Source organism: Spiribacter onubensis (assembly GCF_040838425.1).
Taxonomy (GTDB): Bacteria; Pseudomonadota; Gammaproteobacteria; order Nitrococcales; family Nitrococcaceae; genus Spiribacter; species Spiribacter onubensis.
In genome coordinates, this window is sequence record NZ_JBAKFI010000005.1 from 30,001 (window position 1) to 47,339 (window position 17,339).

At 67.6% G+C, this 17,339-nt stretch carries 18 protein-coding genes (1 of these 18 running past the window's edge); 9 read left to right on the forward strand and 9 right to left on the reverse strand.

The features are described 5' to 3' along the window. Positions 1 to 122 carry the 5' end (the start) of a tyrosine--tRNA ligase gene (gene tyrS / locus V6X63_RS09180; protein ID WP_367967900.1) on the reverse strand. The gene continues 1,087 nt to the left of window position 1, outside the view, so 122 of the gene's 1,209 nt are visible here — the first part of the coding sequence; the start codon lies at positions 120 to 122; the stop codon falls past the left edge of the window. Positions 123 to 269: 147 nt separating this feature from the next. Here tyrS and V6X63_RS09185 point away from each other — a divergent pair, with 147 nt between their 5' ends. Then, positions 270 to 1,748: an OapA family protein gene (locus V6X63_RS09185; protein ID WP_367978720.1), complete on the forward strand. Its 1,479-nt coding sequence runs from the start codon at positions 270 to 272 to the stop codon at positions 1,746 to 1,748. A gap of 11 nt (positions 1,749 to 1,759) precedes the next feature. After that, positions 1,760 to 2,848 carry an anhydro-N-acetylmuramic acid kinase gene (locus V6X63_RS09190; protein WP_367967902.1) on the forward strand — a complete coding sequence of 363 codons (1,089 nt, stop codon included), beginning with the start codon at positions 1,760 to 1,762 and terminating at the stop codon, positions 2,846 to 2,848. A 6-nt stretch (positions 2,849 to 2,854) separates the two neighbouring features. Here V6X63_RS09190 and erpA read toward each other — a convergent pair whose 3' ends face one another. After that, positions 2,855 to 3,205, reverse strand: a complete 351-nt coding sequence (erpA, locus tag V6X63_RS09195; RefSeq protein ID WP_367967903.1) for an iron-sulfur cluster insertion protein ErpA — start codon at positions 3,203 to 3,205, stop codon at positions 2,855 to 2,857. 73 nt (positions 3,206 to 3,278) lie between these two features. Beyond that, entirely contained in the window at positions 3,279 to 4,310 is a 1,032-nt protein-coding gene (gene argC / locus V6X63_RS09200) for an N-acetyl-gamma-glutamyl-phosphate reductase (protein WP_367968100.1), read from the reverse strand. A gap of 49 nt (positions 4,311 to 4,359) precedes the next feature. Here argC and V6X63_RS09205 point away from each other — a divergent pair, with 49 nt between their 5' ends. The 4 genes from V6X63_RS09205 (at position 4,360) to irrA (ending at position 7,611) form a co-directional block, all read left to right on the forward strand. After that, positions 4,360 to 6,096, forward strand: coding sequence for a chloride channel protein (locus tag V6X63_RS09205; protein WP_367967905.1), 1,737 nt, complete (start codon positions 4,360 to 4,362; stop codon positions 6,094 to 6,096). Positions 6,097 to 6,153: 57 nt separating this feature from the next. Next, the gene (locus V6X63_RS09210; RefSeq protein ID WP_367967907.1) at positions 6,154 to 6,666 is read left to right on the forward strand and encodes a peroxiredoxin family protein; all 513 of its coding nucleotides are present in this window, start codon (positions 6,154 to 6,156) and stop codon (positions 6,664 to 6,666) included. Beyond that, entirely contained in the window at positions 6,663 to 7,091 is a 429-nt protein-coding gene (gene hemJ, locus V6X63_RS09215; RefSeq protein WP_367967908.1) for a protoporphyrinogen oxidase HemJ, read from the forward strand. Before V6X63_RS09210 ends, hemJ begins: the two co-directional genes overlap by 4 nt. An 88-nt stretch (positions 7,092 to 7,179) precedes the next feature. Next, positions 7,180 to 7,611: an iron response transcriptional regulator IrrA gene (irrA, locus tag V6X63_RS09220; RefSeq protein WP_367967909.1), complete on the forward strand. Its 432-nt coding sequence runs from the start codon at positions 7,180 to 7,182 to the stop codon at positions 7,609 to 7,611. An 18-nt stretch (positions 7,612 to 7,629) separates the two neighbouring features. Here irrA and ptsP read toward each other — a convergent pair whose 3' ends face one another. Both ptsP and V6X63_RS09230 read right to left on the reverse strand, forming a co-directional pair. Continuing rightward, positions 7,630 to 9,897 carry a phosphoenolpyruvate--protein phosphotransferase gene (ptsP, locus tag V6X63_RS09225; RefSeq protein ID WP_367978721.1) on the reverse strand — a complete coding sequence of 756 codons (2,268 nt, stop codon included), beginning with the start codon at positions 9,895 to 9,897 and terminating at the stop codon, positions 7,630 to 7,632. A gap of 5 nt (positions 9,898 to 9,902) precedes the next feature. Next, complete coding sequence (locus tag V6X63_RS09230; RefSeq protein WP_367967911.1) at positions 9,903 to 10,451, reverse strand: RNA pyrophosphohydrolase; 549 nt, start codon at positions 10,449 to 10,451, stop codon at positions 9,903 to 9,905. 85 nt (positions 10,452 to 10,536) lie between these two features. On the opposite strand from V6X63_RS09230, the gene V6X63_RS09235 reads away from it, so the two are divergent. Then, entirely contained in the window at positions 10,537 to 11,217 is a 681-nt protein-coding gene (locus V6X63_RS09235) for a histidinol-phosphatase (RefSeq protein WP_367967912.1), read from the forward strand. Between the two features lie 352 nt (positions 11,218 to 11,569). Beyond that, complete coding sequence (locus tag V6X63_RS09240; protein WP_367967913.1) at positions 11,570 to 12,058, forward strand: copper chaperone PCu(A)C; 489 nt, start codon at positions 11,570 to 11,572, stop codon at positions 12,056 to 12,058. A gap of 60 nt (positions 12,059 to 12,118) precedes the next feature. Here the strand turns inward: V6X63_RS09240 and hemN are convergent, their stop codons facing one another. Beyond that, entirely contained in the window at positions 12,119 to 13,510 is a 1,392-nt protein-coding gene (gene hemN, locus V6X63_RS09245; protein WP_367967914.1) for an oxygen-independent coproporphyrinogen III oxidase, read from the reverse strand. A gap of 104 nt (positions 13,511 to 13,614) precedes the next feature. Between hemN and V6X63_RS09250 the strand changes: the two genes are divergently transcribed. Next, positions 13,615 to 14,082 carry a YbaN family protein gene (locus V6X63_RS09250; protein WP_367978722.1) on the forward strand — a complete coding sequence of 156 codons (468 nt, stop codon included), beginning with the start codon at positions 13,615 to 13,617 and terminating at the stop codon, positions 14,080 to 14,082. On the opposite strand, the gene V6X63_RS09255 is transcribed toward V6X63_RS09250, so the two are convergent. Genes V6X63_RS09255 through purH form a run of 3 tightly spaced genes read right to left on the reverse strand, consistent with a single transcriptional unit; the run spans position 14,050 to position 17,334 of the window. Beyond that, positions 14,050 to 14,445, reverse strand: coding sequence for an MAPEG family protein (locus tag V6X63_RS09255; RefSeq protein ID WP_367978723.1), 396 nt, complete (start codon positions 14,443 to 14,445; stop codon positions 14,050 to 14,052). The two genes, V6X63_RS09250 and V6X63_RS09255, sit on opposite strands and share 33 nt — an antisense overlap. 5 nt (positions 14,446 to 14,450) lie before the next feature. Then, on the reverse strand, positions 14,451 to 15,740 hold the full coding sequence (gene purD / locus V6X63_RS09260; RefSeq protein ID WP_367967918.1) for a phosphoribosylamine--glycine ligase: 1,290 nt from the start codon (positions 15,738 to 15,740) through the stop codon (positions 14,451 to 14,453). A 16-nt stretch (positions 15,741 to 15,756) separates the two neighbouring features. Continuing rightward, positions 15,757 to 17,334 (reverse strand): bifunctional phosphoribosylaminoimidazolecarboxamide formyltransferase/IMP cyclohydrolase, encoded by a 1,578-nt coding sequence (purH, locus tag V6X63_RS09265; protein WP_367967920.1) that lies wholly within the window; start codon positions 17,332 to 17,334, stop codon positions 15,757 to 15,759. Positions 17,335 to 17,339: the final 5 nt, after the last annotated feature.

The following is a 17,339-nucleotide window of genomic DNA, read 5'->3' on the forward strand; positions in this document are numbered from 1 at the left end:
TCGAAACCGGCCTTGACCCGCAGCGGTCGCCCGCTGGCGAGACGCTCGCGCAGCTCGTCCTCGCGTATGATCTCGTCGGCCCCACGCCAAAGCGCCGCCAGTGCGGAGTCCACACCGCTCATGCCCGTCTCCTGCCCCATGTCCACTGAAGTCCAGAGCGCGGGATTCTATCGCAAACCCGGATCCGGCGCCCGCAAGCCGCCATTGCCGATTGACCCGCCCAGCACGCGCGGCTATCGTTCGATCGCATGATCAAACGGGTTCAACAGATGAATGCAACATCGCGTCTACGCCGGTTTTTTCCGGGCAGCAGACCGGGCCGGAACACGCTGCTGCTAGCAGGCGCCGGCCTGATCGTCGGGGCCCTCGTCTGGCCTCACTCCGACGCGACCCTGGATCGCACCGAGCTCGGCGGGGCGCGGCAGCTGACCCTGCCAACGGCGCCCGGCGTCCCGACCAGTGACGCGACCCTCGGTGATGTGGCCGTCTCCGCGAGGCTGGATGCGGATGCGCTGCGCCAGGCGGCGCTGGGTGCTGACAAGGCACCGGCGCTACCCCGGCCCCAGACGTCGGCGCCGCGGGCGGCGACCGATGAGGGTCCGGTCGCGACGGGGCCGTCGGAGCCGGCCGTCGCACCGGCAGCCGAGTGGAAGGTCGAGACGGTGCGTAACGGGGACAATCTCGCCGCCGTCTTCAAGCGCGCCGGCCTCACGCCGCGCGACGTCCATGAGGTCGTCAACGCCGAGGACCCGGCGGATCAGCTCACGCGGATCTTCCCCGGTGACGAGATCTATCTGCAGATCACGCCCGATGGCGAGCTGGTCGGCCTGCGCTATGCGATGGATGAGACCCGCACGCTGCATCTGAACCGCGATGACCACGGCGAACTGGCCGTGCGGGTGGAGACCATCACGCTGGAGCGACGCGTCGCGGAAACCCAGGGGCGCATCGAGAGTTCGCTCTACAACGCCGGTCTGGCGGCGGGTCTGGACGACCGGCTGATCATGGAGCTCGCCGGAATCTTCGGCTGGGATATCGACTTCGCCCTTGATCTGCGGCGTAACGACAGTTTCGTGGTGGTCTACGAGACGCTACACCGCGATGGCCGGAAGGTGCGCAACGGTGACATCCTGGCCGCGGAGTTCGTCAACCGCGGTGAGCGCTTCCGTGCCCTGCGCTACGAGACCGCCGAGGGCGAGAGCGACTACTACACGCCGGAGGGCCGCAGCATGCGCAGGGCCTTCCTGCGCACGCCCACCGATTTCACCAGAGTGAGCTCGGAGTTCAACCCCAACCGCGTCCACCCGATCTATGGGACCAAGCGCCCCCATCGCGGCACTGACTACGCCGCGCCACCGGGAACGCCGATCAAGGCCGCGGGCGACGGCAAGATCATCGAGCGTGGCCGCAAGGGCGGCTATGGGAACACCGTCGTGCTCAAGCATGGCACGCGCTACACCACGCTCTATGGCCATATGCGCGGCTTTGCCAAGGGCCAGTCCGTGGGTGACCGGGTGAGCCAGGGAGAGATCATTGGCTACGTCGGCAGCACCGGTCTGTCCACCGGGCCACATCTGCACTATGAATTCCGTGTGGATGGCGTACACCGCAACCCGCGCACGGTGGACCTGCCCGAGGCGGAGCCCATCGCCGAGCGCTACCGCGCCGATTTCGAGCGCAGCACGGCGGACCTGGTCGCCCAACTGGACAGCCTGACCCGCACGCGGATCGCCCAGGCGGGCGAGTAGGCCCTCGGCCCATGCGGCTGATCGGCCTGATGTCCGGCACCAGCCTGGATGGCGTGGATGCGGCGCTGGTCGATTTCGACGCGGACGGTCGGCCCACCCTGCTCGGCATGCACCATGCCCCCTATCCCGACCCATTGGCTCGCCGACTGCGCGGGCTGGATGGTGAGGCACCCCTGCAGGCCGTGCTTGCCATGGATGCGGAACTTGCCGGCATTTACGCCGCGGCCGTCGACGCGCTTCTGACCGAGACGCAGACCGCGGCAAGCAGCATTGACGGCATCGCCCTGCATGGCCAGACGATCTGGCACGCCCCACAGGCCGACCCGCCGGTGACCAGCCAGATCGGCGACCCCAGCCGACTGGCCGAGGCCACCGGGATCGCGGTGGTGGCGGATTTTCGCCAGCGCGATCTGGCGGCCGGGGGTGAGGGCGCGCCGCTCGCCCCGCTGTTCCATTCGGTGATGTTCGCTGCTGAACAGCCCCGCTGCGTGGTCAACATCGGCGGCATCAGCAATGTCACGGTGCTGGGACCCGGCGGCGAGATCATTCGCGGCTTCGATACCGGGCCGGGGAACACCCTCATGGATGCCTGGATCCACCGGCATCGCGGCGAGGCCTTTGACGCCGCCGGCCGATGGGCCGCCTCCGGCCAGGTCGATGGGGATCTCCTGGCCGGCCTGTTGGCCGATCCCTATTTTCGTCGAACGCCGCCCCGTAGCACCGGAATCGAGTACTTCAATCTACACTGGCTGGAAAGGGGCCTGGACAAGGAGCGCCCCGCCGCCGACGTGCAGGCCACGCTGTCCGCTCTGACGGCCTGCAGCATCGCCGACGCCGTCCAGACCTGGGGAAACGACCCGACGGACCTGATCGTCACCGGTGGCGGGGCCCTGAATGATGACCTCTGCCGGCGGCTCGCCGATGAGCTGCCCGACGTCATATTACGTCGTAGCGACGCCATGGGGTTTCCCGCCGGCGCGGTGGAGCCGGTGGGGTTCGCGTGGCTGGGCCGCGCCACGTTGCGTGGCGAGGCCGTGGATACACGGACGGTGACCGGCGCTTCGCGACCGGTCATCCTGGGCGGTATCTACCCGGCCTGAGCGTCCTCAGACGCCGAAGGAGGAGCCGCAGCCGCAGGTCGTGCTGGCGTTGGGATTGCGGATCACGAACTGCGCCCCCTCGATGCCCTCGACATAGTCGATTTCCGCACCCTCCAGATAGGCGCTGCTCATGGGATCCACCAGCAGCGTGACACCGGCATTCTCGACAACGGCGTCACCCGGCTCCTCGTTCTCGTCGAACATGAAGCCGTACTGGAAGCCGGAGCAGCCACCACCGGTGATGTAGACCCGCAGCTTGAGTGCCTCGTTCTGCTCCTCGTCGAGCAGCTGCCGCACCTTGGTCGCCGCACTGTCGGTGAAAATCAGCAGGTCCTCCTGCTCGGCTACTTCGCTCATTGTCCTTGCCTCCGGCCTTCGCGCCCTCGATGGGAATCATTCTCCTGCGCGATCCGGGGAGCGTCAATCACCGCTAAGGCAGAACCGGTATGCCCTGCAGTCCCATCACCTCGGGCAGATCGAACATGAGATTCATGTTCTGCACCGCCTGGCCGGCGGCGCCCTTGACCAGGTTATCCTCCACCGCCAGCACCAGGGCCATGTCGCCACCCGCGGGCCGATGCACGGCGATGCGCACCATATTACTGCCGCGCACCGTACGGGTCTCCGGGTGACTTCCCGGTGGCAGCACATCGACGAAGGGCTCGTCGGCAAACCGCTGCTCATAGAGCGCCTGCAGGTCAGTGGCGGGGTCATGCAAGCGGGCATAGAGCGTGGCGTGGATGCCGCGCACCATGGGAACCAGGTGGGGGACGAAGGTCAGCCCCACCTCGCCCCCGGCCGCTTCCATGAGCCCCTGGCGGATCTCCGGCAGGTGGCGGTGACCACTGGCGCCATAGGCATGGAAGTTCTCACCGGCCTCACAGAGCAGCGTGTGCTGCCGCGGCTGACGCCCCGCACCACTGGCACCGGACTTTGCATCGGCGACGATATTCGACGTATCCACGGCGCCGGTCTCAAGCAGCGGGATCAGGCCAAGCTGCACGGCAGTGGGGTAGCAGCCGGGATTGGCCACGAGGCGGGCGCCGCGAATCGCCTCGCGATGGCGCTCCGGCAGGCCATAGATCGCCTCGGCGGCGAGCTCGGGACACTGATGCGTCATGCCGTACCACTGCGACCAGACATCGAGATCGCGGATGCGAAAGTCCGCGCCCAGGTCGATCACACGCGCCCCACGCTCGATCAACCCGGGAGCCATTTCCATGGCCGTGCCGTTGGGCGTGGCGAAGAAGACGACATCGCAGGCGCCCAGTGCGGCGGGATCCGGCTCGCTGAACGCCAGATCCAGGTGGCCACGGAGGTTCGGGTAGATGGCACTGACGGGCTGCCCGGCCTGGACCCGCGAGGTGATGACCTCGAGCGTCACCTGCGGATGGCCGGCCAGCAGCCTGAGCAGTTCGACGCCGGTATACCCGGTGCCGCCCACAATCCCGGCGGTAATCATCATTGCGCTCCTCTGAGCTGGATCAACAGACCCGGTATGATGCCAGACAATGAGCAGGCAACGGGTCACTGACGGCGAGCGAGGCACACCCCGCTGGCGCCGGCTGATCGAAACCGAGAAGCTGCGTCTGTCCACCGGACGCGCGCCGGTGGTGATGGCCGTGCTCGGCATGCTCACCGGACTGATGGCCGGCGCCGTGGTCATTGCCTTCCGTATGCTCTATGAATCCGGCCAGCTCGCGCTCCTGCCCGGCGGCCTGGAGGATTTCGAGGGGCTACCCGGCTGGCAGCGGGTGGTGCTGGCAGTGGCAGGCGCCGGCATCATCGGCCTGTACATGCAGCACTTCGCGCGACGCGACCCGCGCACGGGCATCGCGTTTGTGATTGAACGCACGGCCTACCACGAGGCCATGCTGCCGCTGCGCAACGCCATTCACCAGTTCATCACCGGCAGCCTCGCCATCGCCAGCGGGCATTCCGTCGGGCGCGAGGGCCCCAGCGTCCACATGGGGGCGACCGCCGGCAGCCAGCTCGGCCAGTGGCTGGGGTTGCCGCACAACAGCCTGCGAACGCTCGTGGCCTGCGGCACCGCCGCCGCCATCGGCGCATCGTTCAAGACGCCGCTGGCGGGCGTCGCCTTCGCCATGGAAGTGGTCGTGATGGAGTACACCATCGCCGGCTTCCTGCCGGTCATGATCGCGGCGGTCACCGCCACGGCCATGGCGCATCTGGTATTCGGCAGCGATATCGCCTTTTCCATCCCGGCGCTGACCATCCAGGGCATCCATGAACTGCCGCTGGTGATTCTCCTCGGCCTCCTGCTCGGCGGACTCGCGGCGGCCTTCATCCGCAGCCTGCGCTATGCCTCCGGACTGCTGAGCGATTGGCCACCGGTACTGCGCACCATGGTCGGTGGCCTCGTTGTCGGCGTGCTGGCGCTGTTCGTCCCCCAGATCATGGGCATTGGCTACGACACGGTGGCCGCTGCCCTCGCCGGCGAGATCGGCGCCGGCCTGCTGCTCGCCATCGTGGCCGCCAAGCTGATCGCTACCGCCGCCGTGCTGGGCCTCGGTGTGCCCGGCGGACTGGTGGGCCCGACGTTGATCATGGGCGCCACTGCCGGTGGCGCCGTCGGCATGCTGGCCGAGCAGATGCTCAGTCCGGCCTTCGGCGGACCGGCCCTGTACGCCCTGCTGGGCATGGGCGCGATGATGGGCGCCACCCTGCGCGCACCGCTCGCGGCACTGACCGCGATGCTGGAGCTCACCGGCAACCCGGGCATCATCATGCCGGGGATGCTGGCCATCGCCGCCGGCACATTGAGCGCCCGGGAACTGTTCCGCACCGACTCCGTCTACCATCTGGCGATGGGCGAACGGGGGCTGGACCCGCGCCGCAATCCCATGCTCCAGGCCGCAAGCCGGCTTGGTATTCTGCAGCTGGTGGATGAGGATTGCGCGCGCCTGCCGGCATCCACCGACGCCGCGGGTCTGGACGCCCTGCTGGCCGAGCCGCCGCGCTGGATACTGGACGGCGACGGCGATATCCCGACCCGCGTCTGTGACGCCGAAACGGTGGCCGCCAACCGCGCCGCAGGCCGTCCGGTGCTGGCGGGGGCGGCAAGGCTCACCCCCATCGATGAACGCGTCAGTCTGCGCGAGGCCATCGAGCGGCTGCGTGGCGAGCACGGCGATGCCCTGCTGGTGGTCCGCAACGACGCGGACGGAGCGGACCGCTGGGCTGGCGTGGTGACCCGCGAGGCGATTCAATCGGCCTATCTGGACTGAACCGTCAGGGCCGGCAGTTGATACAATAGCTGCACTCGGACAAGGAGACGCTCTGCCATGCGCAAGGAATGGTTGGCCGGCCTGTTGGCCCTGGTGATCGTTGGCCTGGTGGGCTATGTCTGGCTGGCTCCGCCGGCCCGGGAGCCGGCGCCCAATGTGGACCTGAAGATGCTCGACGGCGGCGCGGCCGAACTGGCCCGCTATCGCGGCGAGCCGGTCATGCTGGTGTTCTGGGCGACCACCTGCCCGACCTGCATCGACGAAATGCCGCAGATCGTGGAGTTGCACGAGGATATGGCCGACGAGGGGCTGAACATCCTGGGTGTCGCCATGGCCTATGACCCGCCGGAGCGGGTGAAGGCGCTGGTCGAGCGCAAGCAGCTGCCCTACGAGATCGTGCTCGACGAAGGTGGCGGGATCGCGACGGCCTTCAACGAGGTGCGCCTGACGCCGACCACGGTGCTGATCGATCCCGACGGGGGCGTGGTCTGGCAGCGGATCGGCCACCTGGATTTTCCGGCCGTCCGGGAGGACATACAGTCCATGCTGCCGGAGGATCAGTCGGCATGACCGCACTGTGGGTCAAGTCCTTCCATATCATCAGTGTGGTCACCTGGTTCGCCGCGCTCTTCTATCTGCCGCGACTCTTCGTCTATCACGCCATGGCCGAGGACGAGCCCAGCCGCGAGCGGTTCAAGGTGATGGAGCGCAAGCTCTATCGCGGCATCATGAACCCCAGCGCCATCGTGGCGGTGGGGCTGGGCATCACGCTGCTGGTGCTGCAGCCGTTCTGGCTGTCTCAGGGCTGGCTGCACGTGAAGATCCTGCTGGTGGCCGCTCTGGTGATCTATCATCTCTACTGCGGCCGGCTGCTGCGGGCCTTTGCCGAGGACCGCAACACCCACAGCCATGTCTGGTACCGGTGGTTCAACGAAATGCCGGTCCTGGTGCTGATCGCGGTGGTCCTGCTGGTGGAGTTCAAGCCATGGGCCTGAATCCGGCCCCACATGACGGGATTGTGGCAGCCATGGCCTTTCGTGATAGTCTAATTCGTACCAATAGTGTCCAGAATAGGTCAGCGAAATGAGTTCGGCTTCCGTTTCGCGTCGGCATGACGCCTACATTCGTGATCTGCTGCAGAATGCCGGTCTGCGCGCGACCAAGCAGCGCATGGGGCTTGCCGGGCTGATCTTCGGGCAGGGTGAGCGGCATCTGACCGCCGAAGAGCTCTATGCCGAGGCCATCGAGGCCGGTATGCGACTGTCGCAGACCACGGTCTACAACACGCTGCACCAGTTCACCGAGGCCGGGCTGCTGCGCGAGATTCTCGCCGATGCGCGGCGGATCTATTTCGACACCAAGGTCGATCCGCACCATCACTTCCTCGACGAGGAGACCGGCGAGATGGAGGATATTCCCCACGATAGTGTGGCAGTGGATGGCCTTCCGACCCCGCCGCCAGGAAAGACCATCGAGGGCGTGGACGTCATCGTCCGGGTGCGACGCCCGAGCTGAGGCACTCCTCCCACACCCTCAATATCGCCCGGCCCGGATCAGCCCGCCCAGACCATGACGGTCCATGGCGGCATTGATCAGCCGACGGACGGCGCCGGGCGTCTCGCAGGCAAGGCATTCGGCGAGCAGATCCCGCGACTCCGACAGGGAAATGGTGCGCAGCACCCATTTGACCCGCAGCAGTCGGCCGCTGCTCATGGACAGTCCTTCCATGCCCATCGCCAGCAGGAGCGGCGCGATGGCGGGCTCACCCGCCATGCTGCCGCAGACCGACACCGGCTTGCCCAGGCGCCGGGCCATCTCAGCGACATCGGCGACGGCCCGAAGGACCGCGGGATGGAGTTCGTCGTAGAGCGAGGCCACGCGGCTGTTGTTGCGATCCACGGCCAGCAGGTACTGGGCCAGGTCGTTACTGCCGATGGATAGAAAGTCGAGCCGGCGCGCCAGGCTCTCGGCCTGGTAGACCGCCGCGGGCACCTCGACCATGGCACCCACCAGCGGCGCCCGTGTCTCCACCCCCTCCTCGGCCAGCTCCTCCCGCGCCCGCTGCACCAGCGCCGCGGCCTGCTCGGCCTCCTCCACGCGGGTGACCATGGGGAACATCAGCCGCAGATTGTCGAGCCCCACCGAGGCCCGCAGCATGGCGCGCAGCTGGGTGAGGAAGATCTCCGGATGATCCAGCGTCATGCGCAGACCGCGCCAGCCGAGGAACGGGTTTTCGTCGTGGGTCGGGAAATAGGGCAGTGGCTTGTCACCGCCGACATCCAGCGTGCGCAGGGTCACCGGCAGGGGGGCGAAGGCCTGCAGCACCTCGCGGTAGAGCCGCGCCTGCTCCTCCTCACCCGGGAAGCGGTCACTGACCATGAAGGGGAACTCGGTGCGGTGCAGCCCGACGCCGGCGCAGCCGATTTCCAGGGCGCGCTCGATCTCCGCGGCGAGCCCGGTGTTCACGTAGAGATTGATCGCGGCGCCATCCGGCGTCTCCGCCGGCTCGCCGGCGATTCCCGCCAGCTCCGCGGTAAGCTCGGCCTCTTCCCGGGCCAGGCGCTCGTACTCATCGCGCAGGGCCGGCGCCGGATCCACCTCGACCCGGCCGCGGTAGCCGTCGATGATCAACGCCCGGCCGTGGAGGCTGTGAACCGGCAGCTCGCGCACACCCATGACAGCGGGCACTCCCAGTGCCCGGGCCAGAATGGCGATATGCGAATTGGCCGAGCCGCCGGCACTGACCACGCCGGCGAGATGTTCCGGCGGGATTTCGACGAGCTGCGAGGCACTCACCTCTTCGCCCACCAGGATGGTCTGCGCCGGCAGCGGCCGGTCGCGCTCCTCCAGCGCCAGCAACCGCGTCAGCAGCCGTCGGCCGAGATCACGGAGATCACTGCCCCGCTCGCGCAGGTAGGCGTCCTCCATGGCCTCGAAACGGCGGGCATGCTCGGCGATGGTGAGCCGCAGCGCGAAGGGCGCCCAATGCCCCTCGCGGATATGATCATGCACCCGCTCGTTCAGGCTGTTGCCATCGAGCATCTGCAGATAGACATCGAACAGCCGCTGCTCGGCCTCCGGCAGCTGACCCTCCATGCGACCGGCGAGGTCACGCAGATCAGCGCGCACGGCCTCGAGGGCGTTGGCGAACTCGCCGATCTCGGCCTCGCTGTCATCAATGCGGCGATCGGGGATGGTATCCAGGCTGGCACCGGCGGCAATCACGTACCCCTGGCCGATGCCGACGCCGCTGGAGCCGCCGATACCGGTGAGCGCCAGTGCCTCGTCGCGGGGGCCGCCGTCCATATGGGCCAGTTCGCCCCGAACCCGGGCATGAGCCATGACCCCGGCGAGCTGCGCCGCCATGGTGACCAGGAAGGCCACCTCGGCGTCGTTGAACCGATCCCGGGCGTGGCGCTGGACCACCAGCACCCCCAGGCGCGACTGATAGTGGATGATGGGCACGCCCAGGAACGAGTGGAAATGCTCTTCACCGGTTTCCGGAAAATACCGGAACCGGGGATGGCGGTCGGCGTTCTCGAGGTTGATCGACTCCTCGCGCTCGGCCACCAGCCCGACCAGCCCCTCGGTGATCGGAAGCCGGACGTGGCCGACGGCGGCCGGATTGAGCCCGTGAGTGGCCATGAGACGGAGGTGGTGGGCATCGGCCTCGAGAAGATAGACCGAGCAGACGTCGGCGCCGGTGGCATCGGCCACCCGATCGACGATGATATCCAGGGCTTCGCGGAAATCGCTCGCGGCATTGACGGTCTGGACAATGCGATGGAGCGTTTCCAGCATGGCCCTCAGCCCCCCTGACCGGACCGCGGAATGACCGGTGGCCGGCCCGGCCCCGGGTTGGCCGGCCGGACCGGGGCACCCTCCGGAAAGAGCAGCGGCGCCAGCTGCTCCAGCGCCCGCAGATAGACATCGCGCTTGAAGGAGACGACCTCTTCGATCGGGTGCCAGTAGTGCACCCAGCTCCAGCTGTCGAACTCGGGCTGTTCTGTGACGTCGAGCCGCACCCGATCCTCATGGGCGAGCAACCGCAACAGGAACCAGACCTGCTTCTGACCAATGCAGGTGGGGCGCTGACGGCGTCGGATCAGATGCGGCGGCAGTCGGTAGCGAAGCCAGCCGCGGGTGGCACCGAGCACCGCCACATCCGAGGGCCGCAGCCCGACCTCCTCGTTGAGCTCGCGGTAGAGCGCCGCTTCCGGGCTCTCGTTGCGCTGGATCCCGCCCTGGGGAAACTGCCAGGCGTCCTGACCGATGCGGCGCGCCCAAAGCAGCTGGCCGGCATCGTTTGCCAGGATGATCCCGACGTTGGGACGGAACCCTTTCGAATCAATCACCTAGTCCACCAAAATCAATCAGTTATTGTGTGTCATTCTTCCACATAGGAGAATCATCCGGCAATCCAGACACCCGGGAGACACCGTGCAGCTCGCCATTTTCGACCTCGACAACACCCTGCTGGGTGGAGACAGTGACTACCTCTGGGGACAGCATCTGATGGAAAAGGGGGCCGTCTCCCGGGCCCGGTTCGAAGAGGACAACCAGCGCTTCATGCGTGACTATGAGGCCGGACGGCTGGATATCGACACCTTCCTGCAGTTCGCACTCAAGCCGCTGGCCGATACGCCCTACGAGACGCTCTGCGAGTGGCGGCGCGAATTCATCGAGTCCCATATCCGTCCGCGCATCCTGCCGGCGGCCCGGGCGCTGGTGGAGGACCACCGCAGCCGCGGCCACGGGTTGATGATCATCACCGCCACCAACCGTTTCATCACCGAACCGATCGCGGAGCTGTTCAATATCCCCGTCCTGCTCGCCACCGAGCCGGAATTCAGCAACGGCGCCTTCACCGGCCGCCACCGCGGTGTCCCGACCTTCCGCGAGGGCAAGATCACGGCGCTGCAGCAGTGGCTGGACGACGAAGGCCGCATGATGGAGGCGATGCATTTCTACAGCGACTCACAGAACGACCTCCCGCTGCTGGCCCATGTCGACCACCCGGTGGCGGTGGACCCCGACCCCGTGCTGGCGGCCGCGGCCCGCGAGCGGGGATGGCCGGTTATGACACTGCGGGACGGCGAGGCGCCGCGGGCACTGACGTAGACGGGCCATGCCCTGTCGCTCCCGTCTCCTTGCCCCGGGCTCGCGCGGTGCGCGAGGCGCTTCACGCGGTGGATAACACACCGAAACGCGCCCCGAGGTCGCCCGGGGCAAGGAGACGGGAGCGACAAGCCATCAATCGGGTGGCGGCCGCTGAGCGACCGGGAATAACCACCAGATCCCGGGCTTATCGGCTGCCTACCCGTCCACCGGGCGATCTTGAGACGCCGATCGGTGTGTTATCCACCGCGCTCCACGCCCCGCGTCTCGCGTGAGCCCGGGGGACGGGTAGGGAGCCGATACACCACCCATACCGGCTATAATGATCCGTATCCACCGAACTGAGGAGACCGCCATGCTCCGCTACCGCGAACCGCTCACCCGCCTCGTTGCCGTCGGCCTGCTGATGGCCGGGATCGGAACGGCGAGTGCCGAGATCATGGTGCATGACGCCTGGTCACGGGCGACGCCGCCCGGGCATCCCACCGGAGCCGTGTACTTCGAGCTCATCAACAAGGGCCGACTGAGTGATGCGCTGGTGGGGGTGAGCACCGCGCGTGCGCCGCGCTCGGAGATCCACCGGACCATTGAGGAAGGCGGCAACAGCCGGATGGTGCACACCCCGCGGGTTCGTATCCCGGCAGAGGGCGGCCTGACGTTCGAGCCCGGCGGCCGGCACATCATGCTCATGGGGCTGGAGCAGGCCCTCGCCGAGGGTGAAACCTATGAGATCGTCCTTGAGCTTGAGGACGGCGGGGAATTGCCGGTGGAGGTCGAGGTGTTACCGCCGACCGCCATGGGCGGCAGCGGCCACCAGGATGACCATGGCGACATGAGCCATTAGGACCACCATAGGGGCACGGCCCGGGAACCAGGCGAAGGACCCGCGGGGCTCAATGCCCCGTCAGATCACCCGCGAGAACCGTCGCTCGGCGCGGGCCTCGGCCAGGTAGGCATCGAACGGCATGGCGACGTTGCGCAGGAAGAAGCGGCCATGCCCGGTGACGCGCAGTGACTCGCGGCCGATCTCCACCAGGCCGTCGTCCACCAGCGGCGTGAGCTCGGCGAGGGCCTCGCCGAAGTACTGGCGGAAGACAATGCCATGGCGCTCCTCGACCGCACCAAAGTCGACACCGCCCTGGCACATCACCGCCTGGATGACATCGCGGCGCAGCCGGTCGTCGGCGGAGAGCTCCACACCGCGCCATATCGGCAGGCGCCCGGCGGCCACCGCTTCGGCGTGCCCCTCGGGATCGCGCTTGTTCTGGCTGTAGGCATCACCGATCTGGCCGATGGACGAGGCACCCAGGCCGATCAGGTCGAGGTCGGGACGTGTCGCATACCCCTGGAAATTGCGGTGCAGCGTGCCGTCGTTGGCGGCCTGGGCCAGCTCGTCATCGGGCAGCGCGAAGTGATCCATGCCGATGTACTGATAGCCATCACCGGAGAGGCGCTCCATGGCCTCGATGAGCAGGGTGAGTTTGCTCTCCGCCGGCGGCAGGCTGTCGTCGGGGATCTGCCGCTGGATGCGGAACATCTGCGGCATGTGCGCATAGTTGTAGAGCGCGATGCGATCGGGCCGGATGTCCATGACCGCATCAAGGGTCCGGGACAGGCGCTCCGGCGTCTGCCGCGGCAGGCCGTACATCAGGTCGAGGTTGATGGAGCGGAAGCCGCAGCGACGGGCTTCATCGGCCACATCGGCGGTGTCCTGAACGCCCTGGATGCGGTTGATGGCCTTCTGCACATCGGCGTCGAAATCCTGCACGCCCAGGCTCAGGCGGTTGAAGCCCAGCTCGGCGAGGCGACGCACCCGGTCGCGATCCACCGTGCGCGGATCCACCTCGATGGAGAACTCACGGGCATCAGGGTCCGCCAGCGGGAAACGCTCCGCGATGGCGTTGATGAGCCGTGCCAGATCCTCGTCGGTGAAATAGGTGGGTGTACCGCCGCCGAGATGGAGCTGCTCCACGGGCCGGTCATCGTCGAACAGCGCGGCCTGGAGGTCGAGCTCCTGGATGAGACGCTCGAGATAGCGTTCGGCCCGCCGGTAGTTGGCGGTAATGACCTTGTTGCAGGCACAGTAGAAACACACGGTCTTGCAGAACGGCACGTGGACGTACAGCGACAGCGGCCGCGGCATGGGGTCCTCGTTGCTCCAGGCCACCCGCTGGCGGTATCGCTGGGCGTCGAAGGCCTCGGTAAACTGGGCGGCCGTGGGATAGGACGTGTAGCGTGGACCGGTGACGTCGTAGCGACGCAGCAGTTCCCGGTCGAGCAGTAGGTTGTCGGCCATGTCAGCCAACCTCCGTGATCAGTGAATGCTGGGACGATAGCCCGCATTGCGCCGGAGCTGGTTGACTTGGATCAGGCGGATCAGCAGGACAGGAGAAAAACCCGTTGAATCGGGATCATGAGCCGGAGCGCACCGCCACCGAGCGGCCGACCCGCGGCCTGCGCGCCACGCTGGTGCGGCGGGCCTGGCTGGCGCTGGCGCTGTTTTTCATCGGCCTCGGCAGTGTCGGGGTGGTTCTGCCATTGCTGCCCACTACCCCGTTCCTGTTGCTGGCGGCGATGTGTGCCTCGCGGAGCTCGCCCGCACTGCATGCCTGGCTCTACAGTCACCCGCGGTTCGGGCCACTACTGCGGGACTGGCGTGACCACCGGGCGATCCGGCCGCGGGCCAAGATCACCGCCCTGGTGGTCATTGCCCTCAGCTGGGCCTGGATGTGGGTGAGCGTCGAGCCGCTCTATGCGCGACTGGCGGCGACAGGCCTCATGGCCTTCGGGGTGGTGTTCCTGGCCACCCGGCCCCACGGCCCGCGCCGGAGGGATTCAGGCGCGGACGAAGGCGGCGGTCAGGAATAGCCCCACCGTGCAGCCGAACGCGCCGGTCCAGACGAGACTGCGCAGTGTCGGGCGATCAGCGACATAGGCAAAGCCATAGCCGAGGCGCAGGAGGACGAAGGCCACGGCGAGCCCGTTCACCCAGGCCTGACTACCGCCGGTCATCTCCGCGATGATCACACCGGCGGCGAACGGAGGGAAGGCCTCGAAGGTGTTGAGCTGCGCCCAGTGGGCCCGCTGCCGCCAGCCCTGCAGCTCGGCCAGCCAGGCGCGCGGGCGGGCATTGTCGAAGCGGCCCTGCGATTTCGCCATACCGGCGAACACGAAGGGGATGAAGGCGGCGATCAGTACGCACCACAGGGCGAGCGTCATGGTCTGCGGCATGGGTGTTACTCCCCGAGCAGGGCCTGAACGGCCCGGTAGCCGATGTCCGGGCGCATGAAACGCCCCGCCCAGCTGATGCCTTCGGCGAGGTCATAGGCCGCCTTCTGCGCGGCGATGATGTCATCGCCCAGGGCACAGGCGCAGAGCACCCGCCCACCCGCGGTGAGGACACGGCCCTCGTCATCCAGCACCGTTCCGGCGTGGAAGACCTTGGCGTCGGGTCGTTCAGCGGTCGGCAGCCCATGGATGACATGCCCCCGTTCGTACTGACCCGGATAACCACCGGCCGCCAGCACCACGCCCAGGCAGGGGCGGGGATCCCAGTCCACGCGCTGTCCGCCGAGCCGGCCATCCAGGGTGGCCTCGAACAGATCCACCGGATCCGACCGCAGGCGCATGAGAATGGGCTGGGTCTCGGGATCACCCAGACGCACGTTGAATTCGAGCACCCGCGGTTCACCGTGGTCATCAATCATCAGGCCGGCGTACAGAAAGCCCTTGAAGCCCCGGCCCTCGGCCACGAGTCCGCGTACGGTCGGCCGGATCACGGCCTCGAGAATGCGCTCATGGACGGCATCGGTGATCACCGGCGCCGGCGAGTAGGCCCCCATGCCACCGGTATTCGGCCCCTGGTCCCCGGCATCGCGGGCCTTGTGATCCTGGGAGCTGGCCAGCGGCAGCACGGTCTCGCCATCCACCAGGGCGATGAAGCTCGCCTCCTCGCCGGTGAGAAAGTCCTCCACCACGATACGCTCGCTGGCGGCGCCGAAGGCACCGCCGAGCATGTCCTCGGCGGCGATCAGCGCTTCGTCGAGGGTACGGGCGATGGTCACGCCCTTACCCGCGGCGAGACCGTCGGCCTTGATCACGAGCGGTGCCCCGCGCTCGCGGATGTAGGCCCGGGCGGCATCCAGATCGTCGAAGCTCTGATAGTCGGCGCTGGGGATGGCATGCCGGGCGAAGAAGTCCTTGGCGAAGGCCTTGGAGGCCTCCAGCTCGGCGGCCGCCCGATGCGGACCCAGGCAGGCCAGACCGGCGGCCTGGAAGGCGTCGACGATGCCGGCCGCCAGCGGCGCCTCCGGTCCCACGACGGTCAGGTCCACCTCGAGCTGGCGGGCCACATCGCAGAGGCCATTGATATCCTCGGCGCCCACGTTGACGTTATGCACGCCGGGTTCACGGGCGGTGCCGGCATTGCCCGGGGCCACATAGACGTTGCCCGCCCGTGGTGATCGGGACAGGCGCCAGGCCAGGGCATGTTCACGGCCGCCGTTGCCGACTACCAGGATGTTCATTGCACTCGCTCCTCGATCAGTGACGGAAATGCCGCATGCCGGTGAACAGCATGGCGATCCCGTGCTCGTCGGCGGCGGCGATCACTTCTTCATCACGCATCGAGCCGCCGGGCTGGATAATGGCGCGCACGCCGGCCGCCGCCGCCTGGTCGATGCCGTCGCGGAACGGAAAAAAGGCATCCGAGGCGAGTACCGAACCATTCAGTGACAGGCCGGCATCCTCGGCCTTGCGCACGCCGATGCGGGCGCTGTCCACGCGGCTCATCTGCCCTGCCCCGATGCCGAGGGTGCGGCCCTCGCGGCCGTAGACGATGGCATTCGACTTGACGAACTTCGCCACCCGCCAGACGAAGTCCAGATCCGCCTGCAGCGCCTCATCCACCGGCTCGCGCGTCACGCAGCGCAGGCCCTGATCGCCGGTGAGGGCGATATCCTGGTCCTGGACCAGCAGGCCGCCGCCGAGGGGCTGGAGCCGCCAGCCTGTCGGCATGACCGGCCCATCGGCGATCTCGAGGACGCGGACGTTCGCCTTGCGGCCGATGACGGCGAGCGCGCCCTCACTCACCGCCGGCGCCAGCATGACCTCGACGAACTGTCGATCGATGATGGCGCGCGCGGTGTCCTCGTCGAGCGGCCGGTTGAAGGCGATGATGCCACCGAACGCCGAGGTGGGGTCGGTGGCGAAGGCGGCGTCATAAGCCGTCTTCAGGTCGGCGGCCACCGCCACGCCGCAGGGGTTGGCGTGCTTGACGATCACGCAGGCCGGCGCATCGAAGGCGCCGGCACAGGTCCAGGCGGCATCGGCATCGGCCAGGTTGTTGTAGGAGAGTGCCTTGCCCTGGCGCTGGTGATAGTGCGCGAAGCTGCCGGCGACGGCCTGCGGATCGCGATAGAACGCCGCCGCCTGATGGGGGTTCTCGCCGTAGCGCAGATCCGCGGCCTTCTCCCAGGTGGCATTGAACTGGCCCGGAAAGCCGGTTGGCTCGCCGTCGATGGCGCGTGCCGAGAGATGGTTGCTGATCGCGGCATCGTAGCGGGCGACATGATTGAACGCCGCCACAGCCAGTTCGAACCGCTGGGCGTCATCCAGGCCACCGGTCCCGGCGACCGCCGCCAGCACCCGATCGTACTGGGCCGGATCGGTGACGACGCCAACGCCGGCATGGTTCTTCGCCGCGGCCCGAAGCATGGCCGGGCCGCCGATGTCGATGTTCTCGATGGCCTCCGGCAGCATGCAGTCCGGGCGTGCCACGGTCTGCTCGAAGGGATAGAGGTTGACCACGAGCAGATCGATCGGCGGGATGTCCTGCGCGTCCATCACCGCCTCGTCCTCACCACGCCGGCCGAGCAGGCCACCGTGGATGCGCGGGTGGAGCGTCTTCACCCGGCCGGCCATGATCTCGGGGAAACCGGTGTACTCGCCCACCTCGATCACCGGCACGCCGGCATCGCGCAGCAGACGGGCGGTCCCACCGGTGGAGAGGATTTCAATGCCGTGGTCGGCGAGGGCGCGGGCCAGGGGCGCTACGCCGGTCTTGTCGGAAACACTGATCAGGGCCCGGCGAACGGGCATGGTGCGGGCCGCTGCCGCCATGAGAT